Origin of the sequence: Dactylosporangium sp. CA-233914, assembly GCF_050942935.1 — a bacterium.
Taxonomy (GTDB): domain Bacteria; phylum Actinomycetota; class Actinomycetes; order Mycobacteriales; family Micromonosporaceae; genus Dactylosporangium.
Genome location: NZ_CP192030.1, coordinates 1,148,304 through 1,166,177, shown reverse-complemented (window position 1 = coordinate 1,166,177; position 17,874 = coordinate 1,148,304). Strand labels below are relative to the sequence as shown.

Sequence of the window (17,874 nt, the reverse complement as noted above, 5' to 3'; positions counted from 1 at the left end):
CGCAAGTGTTCTTAAGGTCCCGCTACACCACCTGGCGCAAACCGTACAGTGGCACGTTTTGGTGATTTGTTTGGCTGCTCACGGTCCTAACGTTCTTGTCAACGAACACCGCACCCCGCATCCCGCAGGAGATACACATGAGCGACTTCGACTTCGGCCACTTCGAGGCGGGCCAGGAGCACGAGGCCCTGGACCAGCTGCACCAGGCGCAGGGCTCGGAGGCCGACTACAACAGCCAGTTCGGCGTCTACGAGGCCGACCACCACGCCGCGGAGTCCACCGACTTCTCGCAGGGCCACCACGTGGAGTACGACGCCCCCGGCGCCGTGCACTACGAGTCGACCGACTTCACGAACTACTCCCACGACACCGAGGTCGACGACCGCGTGTTCGCGGCCGAGGGCAGCGAGTCCTCGCACCAGGCCGAGTTCTCGGAGCTGGACGCGCTGCAGTCGCGCTTCGACGCCGCCTTCACCGAGGGCACGCAGCTGCACTCCAGCGGCGGCCCGGGCGAACTGGGCATCGCCGCCAACTGACCCGGACCCAGCCCAACGGCCGGTCACCCCGAGCAGGGGGTGGCCGGCCAGTTCCGTTGCACCCTCAGTGATTCAGTCGAGCAGCCGATACAGTTTCCTGCCGCCCGGCTGACCGACGAGAGCGAGTTCATTCGAGGCCCGGGCCGCGACTTCCTGCGGAGTCGACGCAGCGGCCTGAAAGCCGGCATGCACCAGACGGTCCACGCCGGCCGCTACCAGCGCCGGAACGGTCCGCAGCGTGGCAGGCAGGGCCACCGAGTCCGATCTTCCTTTGTGCATGACCAGGTTGCGCTGTTGGTACATGCGGCGGAAGGCATCGGAACAGTATCCGCGCACCCGCTCCAGCACGCCGGACTTGTCCGCCACGATGGCCTTCAGGCGGCCGACGGCCGCCAGATCGGCCGGTCCGGCCACGGGCAGAGTGGCGCCGTCGCTCATCAGTGCCATGAGGACGTCCAGCCGGTCGGTAACGGTCGGTCGGCTTCGCAGCGACTCGCCAGCCGGTCCGTCGTCCTGGCTGACGACCTCCGCCAGCTGGGTCATTTCGGCGCGGGGAAAGCTGCACGCCACGACCGCTGCCATTTTGTCGGCGGCACTGGCACCCGACTCGTCGGGCGAGCTCAAGAGCCCTTCGACAACGGCCCATGCGGACGCCACGGAAGCCCAAGAGGTAGAAGTCTGCACGCCGGCCAAGAGTTCGAAGGCATCATCGATCGCGTCGGCCACCTCGGACTGCGATGTCACGAAGAGCAGACCGCTTCGCTGGATGGACGGTACGAAAACCTCCTTGTGCCAACTTTGGAACGGCTTCCGCCGAAGTGGCCCGCCGACCCGGCCGACCAGGACCTCATTCGCTGGTTCCATGGCTCCTGACGGCAGCCCGACCGCGATTCGGGCCGACATTCGCCGGACCCGGTCCTCGACGACCGAAATCGCGGCGAACGCCTCCCGCGCCGAGACGCAGAACCTCAGGGCTCCCGGCCCCGTGCGCAGGTACGGCATTCGCTGATTCGCGCCCGCCGCAAGGTCCCGCAGGTCCGACCACGGCAGGAAGTCGGTCTTGGCCGCCTCTTGCACGGCCTGCGGCAGCGTGACTGATCAGGTGTTGGTCGGCGGGTTGACTTGACCTGCGTGGTTTGTGCTGGATCATGATCGGGTGTCCGGATCGCCGTCCATCGTGGAGCTGCTTGAGCGGCTTGCCCGGTTGGAGGCTCGGATCGGTGCGCTTGAGCGTGAGAACGGCGGGCTGCGGCAAGAGAACGCGGTGTTGCGGGCGGAGAACGCAGATCTGCGGGCCCGGCTCGGGCAGGACTCGTCGAACTCGTCGAAGCCGCCGTCGTCGGACGGCCTGGGGAAGCCGGTGCCGAGGTCGTTGCGGCAGCGGTCGGGTCGCCGCCCGGGCGGGCAGCCCGGCCATGAGGGCCGCACGCTGTGGCAGGTCACCGACCCGCACGAGCGCATCACGCATGAACCGGCCGGCTGCGGCCGGTGCGGTGATGACCTGAGTGGTGCCCCGCTGGCCGCGACGGTGGTGCGGCAGGTGTTCGAGCTGCCCGATATCGGGGTGCGGGTGAGCGAGCATCGGATTGTCTCGCGCCGGTGCGGGTGCGGGCAGGTCACCGCGGGCCGGGCGCCGGACGGGGTCGATGCCCCGGTGCAGTACGGGCCCCGGGCCCAGGCTGCCGCAGTGTATTTGCAGCAGGCGTTGTTCGGGGCGCAGGCGCGGACCGCGCAGGCGATGGCGGATCTGTTCGGGGTGGCGATGTCGGCCGGCGCGGTCGCTGCCGCGCACGCTCGTGCCAGCGACGTCCTGGCTGATTCGGAGTTTGTCGATCAGGTCCGTGACGCGCTCAGCAGCGCGAGCGTGGTCCATGTCGACGAGTCCGGGTTGCGGGTCGCGGGGCGGCTGCACTGGGTGCACGTGGCTACCACCGGCAGATACACCCTGGTATGGGTCCATCCGAAGCGTGGCCGGGCCGGGATCGACGCCGGGCAGATCATGGGTTGCATGACCGGGATCGCCGTGCACGACGCGTGGGCCCCGTACGACACCTACACCCCGGGTGGACACCAGTTGTGCTGTGCGCATCTGTTGCGCGAGCTTGCCGCCGCCGGCGAACTGGCACCCGAGGCGGTGTGGCCCGGACAAGCGACAGACGCGCTGCTGGCACTCAAGACCGCCGCTGACACCGCCCGCGCTGCGGGCCGGACCGGGATCGACGCGGAGCTCCTCGCGGAGCAGACCGGCTTGTTCCGCCAGGCCGCCCTGGTCGCGGTCAAGGACCACCAGCACGAGACCTGCAAGACCGGCCGGAAACTGACTGCCCTGGCCCGGCGGATGCGCGACCGGATCGACGACTACCTGCGCTTCGCGACCGATCTGCGGTCCCCGTTCGACAACAACACCGCCGAGCGGCAGATCCGCATGGTCAAAATCCGGCAGAAAGTATCCGGCTGCTTACGCACCCTCGACGGAGCCCAGCAATTCACGCTGATCCGCTCCTACCTCGCCACCGCCGCCGCGCACGGCCGCAACATCATCAACGCCCTCACCGAACTCGCCACCGGCCATCCCTGGCTACCCACCGCCGCAGCCACCACCTGATCAGTCACGCGGCAGCTTGGCGAACGGTACGACTACGACGAAATCCGAAAGCGGCTTCTCGCTCATGGTGTGTGCCTGCGTGATGACATCCGCGAGGCCGGCATCCGGATCCTGGTCCATCGATTTCAGGAGCCATCCATGCAGGTGGTTGGCCGAAAAACCGGAGTCGAGAAGGTATGCCGCAACAGATCTTGAAATCAGCTCGACGTTGCCGGATGTCACGGCGCCACGGCCGGCGAACTCGGCCCAATGGGAGAGGTATGCGGGTCGGCATCTGCGCGCCAGCTCGCGCAGTGAATCCGCATTCGCGGTTACGACCAGCCCGGTCCCGTTCTTGCGAGTGTGGGGTCCTTTGAGGAGATCGCAGATCATCTTGCGGATGTTCGGCATCCCCAGACCCTCATCAAGGTTGACGGTCGTTTGCGCGGACCGTGTGACGTGGCCGAGCCCCTCGTCCGATATGGCGTTCGAGCTCCGGTAACCGTCCGCATACTCGAGTACCTCGTCGAGGGCCAGGAGCGTGCTGACCTGCCAGAGGCTGCGGTGCCATGGGCTGCGCCGGTCGAACAGCTCTAGAAGCCGCGCCTTGACCATCGCCTCGACGTGTGCTTGCTGGGGGTGCACGTCCGTACGCTACGCTAGAGGCACGGACACTCGTGTTCGTGCTACCTAACAAGCGGGAGTCGCCCCAGGGCCGCTCCCGCTTTTATCTTTGGTGCACATCATGCGTTGCCCGGGATGGCCGGGCCGTGGGGCTAATCTTCCTAGCGGCGCGCCCGGGTGACGCCCGGGTCCTTCGGGGTTCGATTTTTCACCCGTTCGAGTCGCCTTGGGCACTCGAGTCCGAAGCGCGCCGCGGTCCGCGCGGGCCGCAGCACCCGACACGGGTCGGGGTTTGTCGAGGACGGTGCCGGGTAGGGCGCGTGGGCTATGGAACGTGTGCTGGTGTGCGCCGCGGGTGGGATGGTCGGGCGGCGGATCGTTGAGCTGTTGCGGGCCGACGGGGTGCCGGTGCGGGCGTTGGTGCACCGGGACGGTGAGCGGGCCGATCGGTTGCGGGCGCTCGGGGCTGAGGTCGTCGTCGGTGATCTGACCTGGCCGGAGAGCGTCGCCGAGGCGATTCGGCAGATCCGGGTGCTGTACTTCGCGATGCCCGTCTCCCCCGATCATCTTCTCGCGGCCGCCGTTGTCGCGAGCGTGGCCCGGGAGCGCGAAAAGCTTGACGCGCTCGTGGGCCTTTCGCAGATGACCGTTTCGCAGATGACTTCCACCAGCACCGGGGAATCGCAGCAGCAGCGGCTGCATTATCTGGCCGAGCGGGTGTTCGACTGGTCCGGGCTGCCCGTCGTGCACATCCGGCCGACCGCGTTTCTCGACAATCCGCTCTTCACCACGCTCGCCGCGAAGTCGATCCGGGAGCGGTCCGTGCTGGAGCTGCCGTTCGGCACCGGGCGGACCTCGCCGATCGCCGCGGACGACGTCGCGCGGGTCGTGGCCACCGTGCTGAAAGAGCCGGGGCCGCACGTCGGAAAGATCTATGAGCTCACGGGGCCGAAAACGCTCGACCTCGCGGGGCTGGCCGAGGCGTATTCCCGGGCGCTCGGGCGGAAGGTCACGGCACACGACGTACCGCTGGAAGAATGGCACATCGAGGGCCTTCCGCCCCTTGTCGAGCAGCATGTCGCCACGATGGCGCGGCTGCACCGGGAGAACCGCTACGACCGCGCCTCGGACGATGTCGAGCGGGTGACCGGGCAGCCGGCCAGGACGGTCGAGGAGTTCGTGGCCGCGCGGCGGGCGGAGTTCACAGCGCCGTCAGGATGACCGGGCCGTCGTCGGTCACCGCGATCGTGTGCTCCCAGTGCGCGGCCCGGGAACCGTCCACCGTGGAGACGGTCCAGCCGTCGCGCTGGAGGCGGTGGCGGTCCGATCCGCTCTCGACGACCATCGGCTCGATCGCCAGCACCAGGCCCGGGCGCAGCGGCAGGCCACGGCCGGGGCGGCCCTCGTTGGGCAGGTGCGGGTCCTCGTGCATGGCGGTGCCGACGCCGTGACCGCCGTACCCCGTCGGTATGCCGTAGCGGGCGGCGCGGCAGACAGTCTGCACCGCGTGCGAGATGTCGCCGAGGTGGTTGCCCGCCACCGCGGCCGCGATACCGGCGTCGAGGGCCTGCCGGCAGGCGTCGGAGAGGCGCTGGGCGGCCTCGTCGATCTCGCCGATGCCGATCGTGACCGCGGAGTCGCCGTGGTAGCCGTCGATGTGGGCGCCGAAGTCGATGGAGAGCAGGTCCCCGGGCTCCAGGCGGCGCTTGTCCGGGATGCCGTGGACGATGGCGTCGTTGACCGACAGGCACAGCACGGCCGGATACGGCATCGGGGCAAACGACGGGTGGTAGTGCAGGAACGACGACTTGGCGCCCTTCTCGGCCAGCATCTCGCGGGCCAGGTCGTCCAGCTCCAGCAGCGTCGCCCCGGGCCGCGCGGCCTCGCTCACGGCCTGCAGGGTCTGGGCGACCACCCGGCCGGCCTCTCGCATCGTCGCCAACTCGGACGCACTCTTCAGCACCACCATACCGGATATTCTAATACCAGGATTATCATCGCCCACATGGTTCGGAACCCGCTGACCGATGACGAGCGGCACCGAGGGCTGGTGCTGGGGCGAATGCTGCAGCAGGCGCGCGGGTCGCGCAGCGCGGCGGCGGTCGCGTTCGAGGCCGGGATCTCGCTCGACACGCTGCGCAAGATCGAGCGCGGGGCGATCGCGACGCCGGCGTTCTTCACGGTGGCGGCCCTGGCCCGCGTCCTGGGCCTCGACCTGTCGGCGCTGGCCGAGGCGCTGGCGGCCGGGGCGCCCGCGGCGACGAGCCGCGTGGCGTGACCCTCGCGATTCGCACCGGCGCCGTCGACGTGCACTACCCCGAAGCCGGCGGGGCGCGGGCCGCGCTCGTCGTCGGGGACCTGCCGGGGTTCACGGTGACCGTGGAGCGCGTCGTGTGGCTCGACTCGGCGGAGCCGTACGAGCCCGGAAGCTTCTACAAGCGCGAGCTCCCGGCCGTCCGCGCCGTCCTCGAGGGCGTCGAGCCGGTCCGCATGCTCATCGTCGACGGCTACGTCGACCTCGACCCCGACGGCCGCCCGGGCCTCGGCGCGCACGTGCACGCCGCCCTGGGCATCCCGGTGATCGGCGTGGCCAAGACGTCCTTCCGCACGGCGACGCACGCGGCCGTGGTCCTGCGCGGCGGCGCCACGAAGCCGCTGTTCGTCACCGCAGCCGGGCTACCGGTGCCCGAGGCCGCCCGATACGTGACGGGCATGAGCGGCGCGTACCGAATGCCTGACGCTCTGCGAAGGGTCGACGCGCTGGCGCGCGGGCGCTGAACGCGGAGGGGCCCGGCCGTAATCGGCCGGGCCCTTCCATTTGAGCTTTAGTTGGCGGCGACGCCGAACTGGCCCTCGCCACCGTGGACCTGGGTGCCCTCGGCGAACGCCGAGTCGAAGCGCGACTGCAGGGCGTCGAGCTCACCGAACTCCGCCTGGTGCGCGTTCTCCGAGCCCTCGGCCACGAACACGTGGTCATCAACCGACGCGTCGTGCGAGTAGTTCGTGAAGTCGTCCGACTCGAAGTGCACAGCCGCCGGCTGGTCGTACTCGACGTGGTGCCCCTGCGAGAAATCCGTCGACTCCTGGGCGTGGTGATCGTTCTCGTACACCCCGAACTGGTTGTTGTAGTCGGCCTCCGACCCGTGCGCCTGGTGCAGCTGGTCCAGACCCTGATGCTCCTGACCGGCCTCGTAGTGCCCGTAGTCCACGTCGTGACCAGTGTCACCAGCGTCGAAGTCGCTCATCGAATTCCCCATCCCCTTGGCAAGTCCCTGTTGACAACAACGCTACGACCCACCGCAGTCGCCCGAATCCCGGAAACGTGCCACGACCCTTTCCCGGAAAACGGCGGGGCCCGCCTACGCTTGGGACAGCGAAAGGAGATGCTGCTTCCGACACTCCGCACCGGGCCCGCGGGCCCGATGGGGGCCCCGGTCACCACGCGACGGGGAGGACGGCGCATCCGCCTGAGCAGCCCGATGCACCCGTCGATCGACACCACCACGCGATCCCCAGGGAGCACATCGTGCTGCGAAACCTTTTCGACCTGCTGGGTCTCGGACCGAGCGTGACGGCCGCCGTCGTCGCGTACGCCTGCTGCGCGGGCGTCACGCTGGCGGTCGCGCTGTTCCACCCGGACCCGGACCGCCGCCGCGAGGCCGCCGAGCTCTTCGAGAACCTGCTCGGGCGTCCGCGATGAACGCCGCCGAACGCGGCCGCCGCATCAGCGACGCCACCTGCGCCGCCCTGGCCGAGCGGCGTGCCCGCGGCCAGCGCCTCGGCCGCCCGCGCCGGTGCCCGGACGCGGTCCTCGACCGGGTCGTCGCGGCCCGCGCCGCGGGCGCCCGCCTGCGCGAGATCTGCGACATGCTCAACGCCGGCGGCGTGCCCACGCCCGCGGGTTCGCCGCGCTGGTACCCGTCCCACGTGTCGCGCCTCCTGCGCACCCAAGACGCGCGGCGCCGCACCGGGCCATCCCGTTTACGCTGCCCTGATGACCCAGTACGACGTGATCGTGGCCGGGCTCGGCGGCATGGGGAGCTCGGCGGCGCACCACCTGGCGGCGCGGGGGCACAAGGTCCTCGGGCTGGAGCGGTTCGGGGCCGCGCACGAGCAGGGGTCCAGTCACGGCGGCTCGCGGATCACGCGGCAGACCTACTTCGAGGGCGCCGACTACGTGCCGCTCGTGCTGCGCTCCTACGAACTGTGGCAGCGGCTGGAGCGCGACTCGGGGCAGCGGCTGCTGACGATCACCGGCGGGCTCATGATGGGCGCGCCCGGCCGCACCACCGTGGCCGGGAGCCGGGCCAGCGCCGAGCAGTGGGGGCTGCCCCACGAGATGCTCGACGCCGGCGCGGTGTCGCGGCGGTTTCCGCTGTTCACGCCGCGCGACGACGAGGTGGCGCTGTTCGAGCCGAACGCCGGCGTGCTGCGGCCCGAGGCCGCGGTTGAGGCCAACCTCGCGCTCGCCGCGCGGCACGGGGCCGACCTGCGCTTTCACGAGCCGGTCGACGCCTGGGCGGAGCACGCGGGGCACGTCAGCGTGCGGACGGCGAGCGGGACCTACGAGGCCGGTCAGCTGGTCGTCTGCCCGGGGGCGTGGGCGCCGCAACTGCTGCCGGACCTCGGGGTGCCGCTGGTGGTGGAGCGGCAGGTGCAGTTCTGGTTCCGGCCCGAGGGCGATGTCCGCGACTTCGAGCGGCTGCCGATCTTCATCTGGGAAGGGCCGGAAGGGCTGCAGGTGTACGGCTTCCCGGCGCTCGACGGGCCCGAGGGCGGCGTCAAGGTCGCGTTCTACCGCCGGGGCGAGGTGACCACCCCGCAGACCATCGACCGCGGCATCCGCGACGAGGAGATCGCGTTCATCGCCGACTACCTGCGCACCCGGGTCCCGCGCGCCGCGAAGACCTTCATCCGCGCCAAGACGTGCCTGTACACCAACACGCCCGACGAGCACTTCGTGATCGCCCGGCACCCGGGGCTGCGGCGGGTCACCATCGCCTGCGGGTTCTCGGGGCACGGGTTCAAGTTCACGCCCGTGGTCGGGGAGATCCTCGCCGACCTGGCCACCACCGGGGCGACCGCGCACCCGATCACGCTCTTCGATCCCAGGTCGAGGGTGCTCGCGCGGGGCGAAGCGGACTGATCCGCCGGTAGCTTCCATCGAGACAGCGGAAAGTCTCGATGTGGAGGTACCGCATGATCCGACTTCGAAGGATGCTGCTCGCGGCCGCGCTGCTGCTCGGCATGGGCGGGATCGTCGGGGTGGCCGCGCCCGCGGCGGCGGCCGAGACCGACATCCGGGACCGGCTCGCCGCCGTCCCGGGGCTGACCGTGCTGTCGGAGCAGCCGGTCGCCGCACCCTACCGGTTCTTCATCCTGAGCATCAAGCAGCCGGTCGACCACCTCAACCCGCGCGCCGGCACCTTCCAGCAGCGCTTCACACTGCTGCACCGGGGCACGGACCGGCCGACGGTGCTGCACACGACCGGCTACAACGTGCCCGAGTACGCGTTCCGCTCCGAGCCGACCCGGATCATCGACGGCAACCAGATCTCCGTCGAGCAGCGGTTCTTCACGCCGTCGCGGCCGGCGGCCCCGAACTGGCAGCGGCAGCTGACGATCTGGCAGGCCGCGAGCGACCACCACCGGATCGTGACCGCGCTCAAGCCCATCTACTCGAAGAAGTGGATCTCAACGGGGGCGAGCAAGGGCGGCATGACCTCGATCTACCATCGGCGCTTCTACCCGGGCGACGTCGACGGCACCGTGGCCTACGTGGCCCCGCAGGACGTGGTGAACGACGAGGACTCGGCGTACGACAAGTTCTTCACCAAGGTCGGCACCGCGCAGTGCCGGGCGGCGCTGGACGGCGTGCAGATCGAGGCGCTGCACCGGCGGGCGGAGCTCGTCGCGCGCTACCAGGCCTGGGCGCAGGAGAACCAGCGGACCTTCTCGATCATCGGCGGCGCCGACCGAGCCTTCGAGTTCATGGTCAACGGCACGACGTGGGCGTTCTGGCAGTACAGCCTGGCCGACGACTGCGCCGGCGTGCCCCCGGCGACCGCCTCCAGCGACGCCATCTGGGACTGGCTCGACCTCATCTACGGGGTCGACTCCAACACCGATCAGGGCCTCACCCCCTACATCCCGTACTACTACCAGGCCTCCTACCAGCTGGGCTACCCGGACATCTCGCTGCCGCACCTCAAGGGCCTGCAGCACTACCGCGGCCAGGACCGGGCCCAGTCCTACATCCCGCGCGAGCTCGTGCCGCGCTTCCAGCCCACGGCGATGCTCGACGTCGACATCTGGGTGAAGTTCGCCGGCTCGCAGCTGCTGTTCGTGTACGGCCAGAACGACCCGTGGGGCGCGGAGCCGTTCCGCCTCGGGCCGTTCACCCGGGACTCGCTGTGGTACGTGGCGGCCGGCGCCAACCACGGCGCGAACATCGCGGCGCTCAAGCCCGGCGAGACCGCGAAGGCCACGGCCGCCGTCCAGCGCTGGGCGGGCGTGACCCCACCGGCGGCGTCCTTCGCGGCATCGGGGACGTCGGCGTACATCCCGTCGCTCGACGACCACAACCTGGCCCTCGACCGCGACTTCAACCGCTAGGAAGACCCGGCCGGGGCCCGCTCGCACGGGCCCCGGCCGCCGCGTCACGAGACGGTGATGTTCACCGTCGTCGTCTTGTTGTTCTTGACCGGGTAGGCCGTCGCCGAGGCGAAGTCCGTGCCCCCGACCCAGCCGCTGCGCCCGCCGTCGGCGGTCCAGCGCAGCTTCACCGACTGCTGCGGCGCGAGCAGCGGCACCGAGTATCCGCCGCCGCCGGTCGCGAACCCGCCGAAGGACACCGCCTCGCCCGTGACCGCGTTGAACGGCAGCACGGCCACGTCGACCGGATGCCCGGCGGCGTCGTGGGCGGTGCCGGCGACCGTGCCGCCCCCGGTGCGCAGCTTGATGTTGGCCCTGACGTTCTTGCCCACGCGGACGGTGACGGTGGTGGCCTCGGGCCGGCTCGGCTTGTTGCCGGACCAGCGCCACTGGTACCCGGGCTTGGCGAACTCGACCGGCCACGCGTACGGGCCGAGGCCACGCAGCGTGTACGTGCCGTCCTCGGCGGTCCCGAACGGGCAGCCGTCGCCGTTGAAGCCCGGCAGCAGCGGGACGACCGACACGCAGGCGTGGGGCACGGGGGCGCCGGTGGCGGCGTCGGTCACCGTGCCGCGGATCGAGCCCGCCCCGTCGAGCTGGACGGCCGGGATCGTGAGCTGGTCCCCGGCGGCCACCGTGAACTGGGCCGCCGCGTCACGGTTGCCGGTGCCGCCGGTCGCGCCCACCCACTGGGCACCGAGCGCGTCGTCGCCCGGGTCGGCGAACACCTGATACGTGCCGGGCTGCAGCGGCCCGACAACAATCGGGCCCGACCCCTCGCCGGAGCACGCGGAGCGGGTGGGGAAGGGGTCCCCGACCCGGCCGAGCTGCAGGCAACCGCCGGCGGCGGCCCCACCGGCCCGCGCGAGCATCGGCACGGTGAGCGTCGCGCCGAGGCCCAGTGCCACGTCGAGGGTGCTCGTCTGCCCGGCGACGACCGTCACCGGCTTGTTGTACGCGTCGAAGTGCCGGCCGTCGCCGGGGCCGACATCGAAGTACCAGGTGCCGACGTAGATGTTGGACAGGACCACCTCAGTGGTCTCGGCGCAGTCGTAGAGACTGGTGTTGTTGACCCAGGTGCAGAAGCCCGACAGCGGCGCGCCGGTGGTGGCGTCGTGCGCGATGACCCGCACCGAGCCGGTCGGCAGCAGCTGGTCGTCCACCGTGGACGTCTGCCCTTCGGTCACCGCGACGCGGTCGGCCGTCTCGGGCGACAGCTTGCCGTGGGCATACTGCCTGAGAATCCCGCCGAACGAGACGAGCCAGTCGTCGCGGACCGGCACGTCGTCGAGGCGGTAGCGGCCGTCCGCGCCCGTGGTCGTGGCGTGGCTGCCGCCGCTGTCGTCCAGGGTTCGCGCGCCGACCGAGACTCCGGCGGCCGGGGTGCCGTCGGCCTTGAGCAGCTGACCGGCGATCGAGCCGGTCGCGATCACGCTCTCCTGCAGCGGCGTCACCTGCCCGGCCACGACCGCGATCGGGGCCGCGGACGTATAGGTGAAGGTGCCGCCGTTCCACTGCTCGATCGACGGATACCGGTAGAACTGGATCTTGTACTCGCCCGGCAGCAGTTCGAGCGAGAACGTGCCGTCCGCCGCGGTGTCCGCGTTGGCGACCATGATCTGCTCGTCGCCGGTGTAGACGGTGAGGTGCGCGGTTGCCGGTGAGCCGTCACGCTGGTGCAGCGCTCCGGTGATCCAGCCCGGCGCCAGCGCCTGGTCGTCCACGACGACCGTGGCCCCCGCGGCGACCACGAAGTGATCGGCGCTCTCCCACGTGCGCTTCTGGTGGGCGTACTGCCGTAGCCGCGCGCCGGCCGGGACGAAGGACACGGCGTAACTGCCGGCGTCGAGGCCGGACGCGGTGTATGCGCCGCTCGCGTCCGTGGTGACCTGAACCGTCGTCTGGGAGCCGGAGACGTGGACGGCGGCGTTGACGAGGGGCTGGCCGGAGGGGTCGGTCAGGTGGCCGGTGACGGTGCCCGTGCCGGCCGCGAAGGCCGGGCCGGACGGCACCACGACGGCGCCGATGATCGTGGCCGTCGCTGCGGCGGACAGCAGCGAACGGCGCAGGGCATGCTTACGCAAACTGCGCTCCCGGGGTGGTTGGGGTGGCGCATCGATCCTCCCCGAACCATCGGCACCCCGGGGCCCCGCCGGACCTACCGCCCGGATCCGTCCACAGTGGACAAAATCGGGCGTAGCCGCCCGGGCGGGGTCGGCCGCTTGCTCCATTCGCGCGGGTAGCCGACCGACACCTCCTCGTGGCGGATGCCGTCGTGCCAGGTGGTGCGCGGGATGTGCAGGTGGCCGTAGACGACGACCTCGGCGTTGAAGCGGGTGGGCCAGTCGCGGGTGCGGGTCGTGCCGCACCACAGCGCGAACTCCGGGTACCACAGCACGTCGGTCGGCTCGCGCACGATCGGGAAGTGGTTGACCAGCACGGTCGGGCCGTCGATCTTGGCGAGGCGCTCCTCGGTGAGCTCGGCGCGGGCCCGCGACCACTCGGCGCGCCCCGGGTAGGGGTCGGGGTGCAGCAGGGCCTCGTCAGTGCCGACGATCCCGGCCTTGTGCGCCATGGCCAGGGCCTGCTCGGTCGAGGCGGCGCCCGCGGGCCAGAACGAGTAGTCGTACAGCACGAAGAGCGGCGCGATCGCGAGGCGGTCCTGCCACACGGCGTACGAATCCTCGGGCGTCAGCACCCCGAGCTCCCGGCACGCGCCGACGAGCCGCTCGTAACGGGCCACGCCGCGCGACTGCTCCGGGTCCTTCGGCGGCGTCCACAACTCGTGGTTGCCCGGCGCCCAGATCACCTTCGCGAAGCGCTCGCTGAGCGTGCCCAGCGCCCACACGACGTCCGCGAACACCTCGGCCACGTCCCCGGCGACGATGAGCCAGTCGTCGTCGTGCGTGGGCCGCATCCGCTCGACGAGCGCGCGGTTCTCGGCGTAGCCGACGTGGAGGTCGCTGATGGCCAGCAGTTGCCCGGTCACGCTGGCAGCCTACCTGCGGCTGACGATGTAGCGGCGTGCCATCGGATCCACGGCCGATTGACTTGAGGCCATATGGCTGTATTCTGAAGGTGTTCGACGCACCACCAAGGGCCGCAAGGGGCCCTGCCGAGTGAACCGGACACCACCGCCCCGGGTACCGCATCATCCAGATGCCGATCCGCGGCGGCCGCAGCGCAGCACCAGCCACGCCGGGCTGGGGCCGGCGTGCTCGGCGAAATACCGGAAACGGTGCCCTCGACAACCCCGGGATGAGCCCGGCGCAGCCACTGCACCGGACCACACCGGAACGACGAGGCGCACACCCCGGACTGTTCCATAGCTCCAGCACTAACCACGAGCTATGAAACAGGCCTTAGGGGGCGAGCTCGCGGCCCAGGCGGACGGCGACGGCGGCCGGGTCGACGTCGTGCTCGCGCAGCATCCGGCTGCCGGGGCCGGCGCCGTCCGAGGCGATCGCGAAGAGCAGGTGGGTCGAGCCGACGTGGCGGTGCCCCAGCTCGGCCGCGAGCCGTGCCGCCTCGCCGGCGGCGTGGAAGAGGTCGGCGCCGTAGGGCGGGTCCTCCCGCGCCGCCCGCCAGCCTTTCTCCTCCTTCGGCACCACCGCGGGGCCGGGCGAGAGGTCCATGGCGAAGTCCTTGACGTCGAGATAGTCCAGCCCGGCCTCGGCCAGCACCGCCGCACCCCGGTTGAACGCCGCGACGTCGTCGGTGAGCCGGGTGTCGGTCAGCAGCATGACGTACTCCAGCGCGCACATCGCCATCACCAGGTGCGCCTGCCCGACCAGGGCGCAGCCGCCCCGGACCGCCTGGCGCACCGCCTCGCCGCGCAGCACCGGCAGCATCGCACCGCCGCGGGCGGCCGTGCGCAGCAGCTCGGCCGCGTCGACCGGCGGCGAGCCGTTGGCCAGGAACTCCTCGTCCGGGCGCAGGTGGAAGCGGCGGACGAACTCGGTCCACTCCCCCGGCGAGGCGCACTCGACCAGCAGGGCGCGCAGGAACAGCTTGAAGCCGAGGTAGCGGATCGAGGGCTCCTCGTCGGCTGCCGCGAAGGCCCGCGCGAGCCCGACCCGCACCCGCGGGTCCCAGACCGGCAGCGGCTCGGTGGCCGGGCGCCGCAGCTGGTGGCGGGCCTGCCACTCGGCCAGCCGCAGGGTGGCGTCGACCTCGTCCTGCTGCGCGTAGGGCACCCCCTCGCCGGAGGCGCCCCAGCCGGGCAGCATCTGCCAGATGACGTCGGAGGCGCCGAGGAACGTGAGCAGTTCCCCGGCGACCCGCTCCGCGCTGATGCTCGGCTCGCGCAGCATCCAGGCCCGGCTGACCGCGCGGGCCAGCCCGGCCACGACCTCCGCCGACGCGAGCGCCTCCTGCTCAGACCTCACCGCGCCACCGTACACAGGGCGCGGGAGGCCTGGGCCGCAGGTCAGATGTTGAGCAGCTCGTCGTAGGAGTAGAGCACGAACCGCTCCCACGTGCCGCCGACCGCGGTGCGGTTGGCGATCAGGGCGCTGTTGCCGCCGTTGTCCGCGGTGACGTACCGCCCGTTGGCGCAGGCCAGCAGGCTGAACGAGCCGTCGCGGTTGGTGGTGAACGCGAACTTCTCCCAGTCCCCGACCGAAGTGCGGTTGGCGATCAGCGGCCGGGAGCCGCCGTTGTCCGCGGTGACGAAACGGCCGTTGGCGTGGGCGATGAAGGCCATGTACCCGCCGCCCGCGTCGACCACGTCGAACTGTTCCCAGTCGCCGATCGCGTTGCGGTTGGCGATCAGCGGGCTGTTGCCGCCGTTGTCCGCGGTGACCGCCTTCCCGTTGGCCAGGGCCGCGATGAACACGTCCGCGGACGGGCCGGCCGGGTCGAACTCCTCCCACGGGCCGATCGTGGAGCGGTTGGCGATCAGAGCGCCGTTGCCGCCGTTGTCCGCGGTGACGTACTGCCCGTTGACCGCCGCCTTCAGGCTGACGCTGCCGTCGGCGTTGTGCTCCAGGGTGAACTTCTCCCCGGCGCCGACGGTGGAGCCGCTGGCGATCAGCGGCTGGGCGCCGGCCGCGTCGGCCGTGACGTACTTGCCGTTCGAGCCCGAGCGCAGCGCCACGTGCGCGCCGTCGCCGGCATCGACGACGGTCAGGCCCTCCCAGGCGCCGACGGAGTACCGGTTGGCGATGAGCGGCTTGGTTCCGCCGCCGTCGGCGGTGACGATCCGGTCGTTGGCGTGGGCGCGCAGGCCGAACGTGGTCGGGGCGGCCGGGGCCTCGCCGGTGCGCAGGAGCTTGGTCGGCGAGCCGGGGCCGGCGTTGCGCACGGTGCCGGAGATGCCGGCCTCGACGATGGCCGCGCGGACCTGCGCCGGCGTCCAGGTCGGGTGGGCCTGCAGCAGCAGCGCCGCGGCGCCGGCGACGAGCGGGGCGGCCATCGACGTGCCGCTGGCGTAGGTCCAGCCGATGTTGCTGAAGGTGCCGTCCGGCTTGGTCATGCTCGCGCCTTCGACGTTCACGCCGGGGGCGAAGATGTCGACGCACGGGCCGTAGTTGGAGAAGCTGGCCCGGAAGTCAGTGAGGTCGGTGGCCCCGACGGTGATCGCCTCCGGCACGCGCGACGGCGAGCCGTTACAGGCGTCGATGTTATCGTTTCCGGCCGAAACGACGTAGGTGACGCCGCTGGCGATCGAGGCCTTGACGGCGTCGTCGATGGCTTTGCTGGGGCCGGCCCCGAGGCTCATGTTCGCCACGGCCGGCTTGATCGCGGTGGCCGTGACGTGCTCGACGCCTTCGATGACCGCGTCGACGGTGCCCTCGCCCTTGCAGTCCAGGACCTTGACCGACTCGACCGGCGCACGCTTGGCCACGCCGAAGGTCTGGCCGACGATCTCGGAGGCGACGAACTGGCCGTGCCCGTAGTCGTCCTTGCCGTCGGTGCTGTTGCCGCACTTGGTGATCTGCTCGGGCGTCCACTTGGTGGTCGACCAGCTCTGCTTGAACCCGGCGTTGCCGGAGTACTCGCTGTGGTCCTGATTCGTCCCGGTGTCGATCACGTAGACGTGCACGCCCGGGGCCTCGCCCGAGTAGTGGTACCGGTGGTCCAGCGGCAGGAACGCCTGGTCGATACGGTCGAGGGCCCAGAGGTTGTCCTCGCCGTAGTACGGGGTCTTGGTGACCTCGACGTCGCTGGCGTGCACGTAGCGGTTCTGCTCGACGTAGGCGACGTCCGGGTCCTCGGCGAGCCGCCGGGCGTCGGCCTCGCTCATCGTGGTGGTGAAGCCGCGCAGCGACTTGGAGTACACCGTGTCGACCTTGCCGCGGTGGGCACGGGTGAGTCCGTCGGCACTCTGGGTGACCTGCGCGGTGCTCGCCTTGCTGTTCTTGAGCACGACAATGTAACTGTCCGCGACCGGCTCGGTACGAGCCGGTCGGAACTTGCCGACCGGGATCGGGGCGCTGGTCGCCTTGGCCGGCGTCTCGGCGTTGAGCGCGTGAGGCTTGAGCGAGAGGTCACCGGCGGGGATCGGGGCTTTGCCGGTGGGCCCCGCGAGGGCGGAGGTGGTGGCGACGGCGGCGATGGCGACGCCCAGCCCACCCATGACCGCGATCCGGATCGTCGAGGAGCGCCGGAACAGGCGCAAATCAGTCACGAGCAGCCATGATCCTCAGGGCTCGCCCGATGTAACTCAATCGATCGGTCAGATTTTCCTGGCCACTCGATTGTTCAGAGGACTCGATGCGTCAGGCGGCCTTCGGCGGCTTGCGCAGCCGCTCACGCAGCAGGATCCACAGTGCCTCGATCCCATCCATCGCCGTGATCTTCTTGCCCTCCTCGCGCGAGCGGGCGGCGTAGCTGATCGGCACCTCGTAGGGGCGATACTTGCGGCGCAGCAGCTTGCCGGTGACCTCCGCCTCCATGCCGAAGCCCTTCGAGCGGATCGCGAGCGACCGGTACAGCGCGACCGGCATCAGCTTGAAGCACGTCTCGAGGTCGCCGAGGTAGCAGTTGTACAGCATGTTCGCGGCCGTGGTGACCGCCTTGTTGCCCATGACGTACCAGAACGAGAAGGAGCTGTGCGAGCCGAACGTCCGATTGCCGTAGACGACCTCGGCCCGCCCGTCCAGGACCGGGTCGAGCAGCCGCGGGATGTCGTTCGGGTCATACTCAAGGTCGGCGTCGAGGATCACCATGTAGTCGCCGGTCGCCTCGGCCACCGCCGTCTTGATCGCCGCGCCCTTGCCCTGGTTGCGGGGGTGCGTGACCGGGTGCAGCCGGGCGTCGTCCGCGGCCGCCAGAATCGCCGCCGTGCCGTCCTGGCTGCCGTCGTCGACGACCACGAGCTCGATCTCGCACGGGTAGTCCACGGCCAGCGCCTGCTTGAGGGCTTCAGGCAGCCGCGCCTCCTCGTTGTACACCGGCATGAGGATGGAGAGCTTCACGGGGAACTCCAGCGGTTGGTGACGAGACCGGCTCACACTACGCTGTCTGAGCGCC

17 protein-coding genes and 1 pseudogene are annotated in these 17,874 nt (G+C 70.6%); 9 read left to right on the top strand and 9 right to left on the bottom strand.

The genetic code is table 11. The features are described from left to right. The first annotated feature begins 137 nt into the window (after nucleotides 1-137). Nucleotides 138-536 (top strand): hypothetical protein, encoded by a 399-nt coding sequence (locus ACQPY0_RS05415; protein WP_432985546.1) that lies wholly within the window; start codon nucleotides 138-140, stop codon nucleotides 534-536. 72 nt (nucleotides 537-608) lie between these two features. Here ACQPY0_RS05415 and ACQPY0_RS05410 read toward each other — a convergent pair whose 3' ends face one another. Continuing rightward, complete coding sequence (locus tag ACQPY0_RS05410; protein WP_432985544.1) at nucleotides 609-1,613, bottom strand: hypothetical protein; 1,005 nt, start codon at nucleotides 1,611-1,613, stop codon at nucleotides 609-611. Between the two features lie 79 nt (nucleotides 1,614-1,692). Here ACQPY0_RS05410 and tnpC point away from each other — a divergent pair, with 79 nt between their 5' ends. After that, a complete protein-coding gene (gene tnpC / locus ACQPY0_RS05405) occupies nucleotides 1,693-3,141 on the top strand; it encodes an IS66 family transposase (RefSeq protein WP_432978941.1) in 1,449 nt (482 codons plus the stop codon). Here the strand turns inward: tnpC and ACQPY0_RS05400 are convergent, their stop codons facing one another. Beyond that, entirely contained in the window at nucleotides 3,142-3,765 is a 624-nt protein-coding gene (locus ACQPY0_RS05400) for a hypothetical protein (RefSeq protein ID WP_432985542.1), read from the bottom strand. A gap of 306 nt (nucleotides 3,766-4,071) precedes the next feature. On the opposite strand from ACQPY0_RS05400, the gene ACQPY0_RS05395 reads away from it, so the two are divergent. Beyond that, nucleotides 4,072-4,965 (top strand): NAD(P)H-binding protein, encoded by an 894-nt coding sequence (locus ACQPY0_RS05395; protein WP_432985540.1) that lies wholly within the window; start codon nucleotides 4,072-4,074, stop codon nucleotides 4,963-4,965. Here the strand turns inward: ACQPY0_RS05395 and map are convergent. Further along, complete coding sequence (gene map / locus ACQPY0_RS05390) at nucleotides 4,946-5,713, bottom strand: type I methionyl aminopeptidase (protein ID WP_432985538.1); 768 nt, start codon at nucleotides 5,711-5,713, stop codon at nucleotides 4,946-4,948. The two genes, ACQPY0_RS05395 and map, sit on opposite strands and share 20 nt — an antisense overlap. 36 nt (nucleotides 5,714-5,749) lie before the next feature. Between map and ACQPY0_RS05385 the strand changes: the two genes are divergently transcribed. Further along, the gene (locus ACQPY0_RS05385) at nucleotides 5,750-6,022 is read left to right on the top strand and encodes a helix-turn-helix domain-containing protein (RefSeq protein WP_432985536.1); all 273 of its coding nucleotides are present in this window, start codon (nucleotides 5,750-5,752) and stop codon (nucleotides 6,020-6,022) included. Further along, nucleotides 6,019-6,522: an endonuclease V gene (locus ACQPY0_RS05380; RefSeq protein WP_432985535.1), complete on the top strand. Its 504-nt coding sequence runs from the start codon at nucleotides 6,019-6,021 to the stop codon at nucleotides 6,520-6,522. The genes ACQPY0_RS05385 and ACQPY0_RS05380 overlap by 4 nt, the downstream gene beginning before the upstream one ends. 47 nt (nucleotides 6,523-6,569) lie before the next feature. Here the strand turns inward: ACQPY0_RS05380 and ACQPY0_RS05375 are convergent, their stop codons facing one another. Continuing rightward, complete coding sequence (locus ACQPY0_RS05375; RefSeq protein ID WP_432985534.1) at nucleotides 6,570-6,989, bottom strand: hypothetical protein; 420 nt, start codon at nucleotides 6,987-6,989, stop codon at nucleotides 6,570-6,572. A gap of 281 nt (nucleotides 6,990-7,270) precedes the next feature. Between ACQPY0_RS05375 and ACQPY0_RS05370 the strand changes: the two genes are divergently transcribed. The 4 genes and pseudogenes from ACQPY0_RS05370 (at nucleotide 7,271) to ACQPY0_RS05355 (ending at nucleotide 10,359) form a co-directional block, all read left to right on the top strand. Next, nucleotides 7,271-7,444 carry a hypothetical protein gene (locus ACQPY0_RS05370; RefSeq protein WP_432985533.1) on the top strand — a complete coding sequence of 58 codons (174 nt, stop codon included), beginning with the start codon at nucleotides 7,271-7,273 and terminating at the stop codon, nucleotides 7,442-7,444. Continuing rightward, nucleotides 7,441-7,632: pseudogene (locus ACQPY0_RS05365) on the top strand (hypothetical protein); the annotation flags it as partial. The gene ACQPY0_RS05370 and the pseudogene ACQPY0_RS05365, both read left to right, overlap by 4 nt. A gap of 106 nt (nucleotides 7,633-7,738) precedes the next feature. Further along, nucleotides 7,739-8,890 (top strand): N-methyl-L-tryptophan oxidase, encoded by a 1,152-nt coding sequence (solA, locus tag ACQPY0_RS05360; RefSeq protein ID WP_432985532.1) that lies wholly within the window; start codon nucleotides 7,739-7,741, stop codon nucleotides 8,888-8,890. A gap of 53 nt (nucleotides 8,891-8,943) precedes the next feature. Beyond that, nucleotides 8,944-10,359, top strand: a complete 1,416-nt coding sequence (locus tag ACQPY0_RS05355; RefSeq protein ID WP_432985531.1) for a S28 family serine protease — start codon at nucleotides 8,944-8,946, stop codon at nucleotides 10,357-10,359. Nucleotides 10,360-10,403: 44 nt separating this feature from the next. On the opposite strand, the gene ACQPY0_RS05350 is transcribed toward ACQPY0_RS05355, so the two are convergent. The 5 genes from ACQPY0_RS05350 to ACQPY0_RS05330 all read right to left on the bottom strand — a co-directional run bounded on the left by ACQPY0_RS05350 (nucleotide 10,404) and on the right by ACQPY0_RS05330 (nucleotide 17,819). Beyond that, nucleotides 10,404-12,482 (bottom strand): carboxypeptidase regulatory-like domain-containing protein, encoded by a 2,079-nt coding sequence (locus ACQPY0_RS05350; protein WP_432985530.1) that lies wholly within the window; start codon nucleotides 12,480-12,482, stop codon nucleotides 10,404-10,406. 74 nt (nucleotides 12,483-12,556) lie between these two features. After that, complete coding sequence (locus ACQPY0_RS05345; RefSeq protein WP_432985529.1) at nucleotides 12,557-13,387, bottom strand: metallophosphoesterase family protein; 831 nt, start codon at nucleotides 13,385-13,387, stop codon at nucleotides 12,557-12,559. 373 nt (nucleotides 13,388-13,760) lie between these two features. Then, a complete protein-coding gene (locus ACQPY0_RS05340) occupies nucleotides 13,761-14,786 on the bottom strand; it encodes a Clp protease N-terminal domain-containing protein (RefSeq protein WP_432985528.1) in 1,026 nt (341 codons plus the stop codon). A gap of 41 nt (nucleotides 14,787-14,827) precedes the next feature. After that, a complete protein-coding gene (locus ACQPY0_RS05335) occupies nucleotides 14,828-17,029 on the bottom strand; it encodes a S8 family serine peptidase (protein WP_432985527.1) in 2,202 nt (733 codons plus the stop codon). A 91-nt stretch (nucleotides 17,030-17,120) separates the two neighbouring features. Next, on the bottom strand, nucleotides 17,121-17,819 hold the full coding sequence (locus ACQPY0_RS05330) for a glycosyltransferase family 2 protein (RefSeq protein WP_432985526.1): 699 nt from the start codon (nucleotides 17,817-17,819) through the stop codon (nucleotides 17,121-17,123). Nucleotides 17,820-17,874: the final 55 nt, after the last annotated feature.

Coding starts and splice junctions, on each gene's coding strand:
- ACQPY0_RS05415 (WP_432985546.1), top strand. CDS start 138: ATGAGCGACTTCGACTTCGGCCACTTCGAGGCGGGCCAGGAGCACGAG.
- ACQPY0_RS05395 (WP_432985540.1), top strand. CDS start 4,072: ATGGAACGTGTGCTGGTGTGCGCCGCGGGTGGGATGGTCGGGCGGCGG.
- map (WP_432985538.1), bottom strand. CDS start 5,713: ATGGTGGTGCTGAAGAGTGCGTCCGAGTTGGCGACGATGCGAGAGGCC.
- ACQPY0_RS05385 (WP_432985536.1), top strand. CDS start 5,750: ATGGTTCGGAACCCGCTGACCGATGACGAGCGGCACCGAGGGCTGGTG.
- ACQPY0_RS05375 (WP_432985534.1), bottom strand. CDS start 6,989: ATGAGCGACTTCGACGCTGGTGACACTGGTCACGACGTGGACTACGGG.
- solA (WP_432985532.1), top strand. CDS start 7,739: ATGACCCAGTACGACGTGATCGTGGCCGGGCTCGGCGGCATGGGGAGC.
- ACQPY0_RS05355 (WP_432985531.1), top strand. CDS start 8,944: ATGATCCGACTTCGAAGGATGCTGCTCGCGGCCGCGCTGCTGCTCGGC.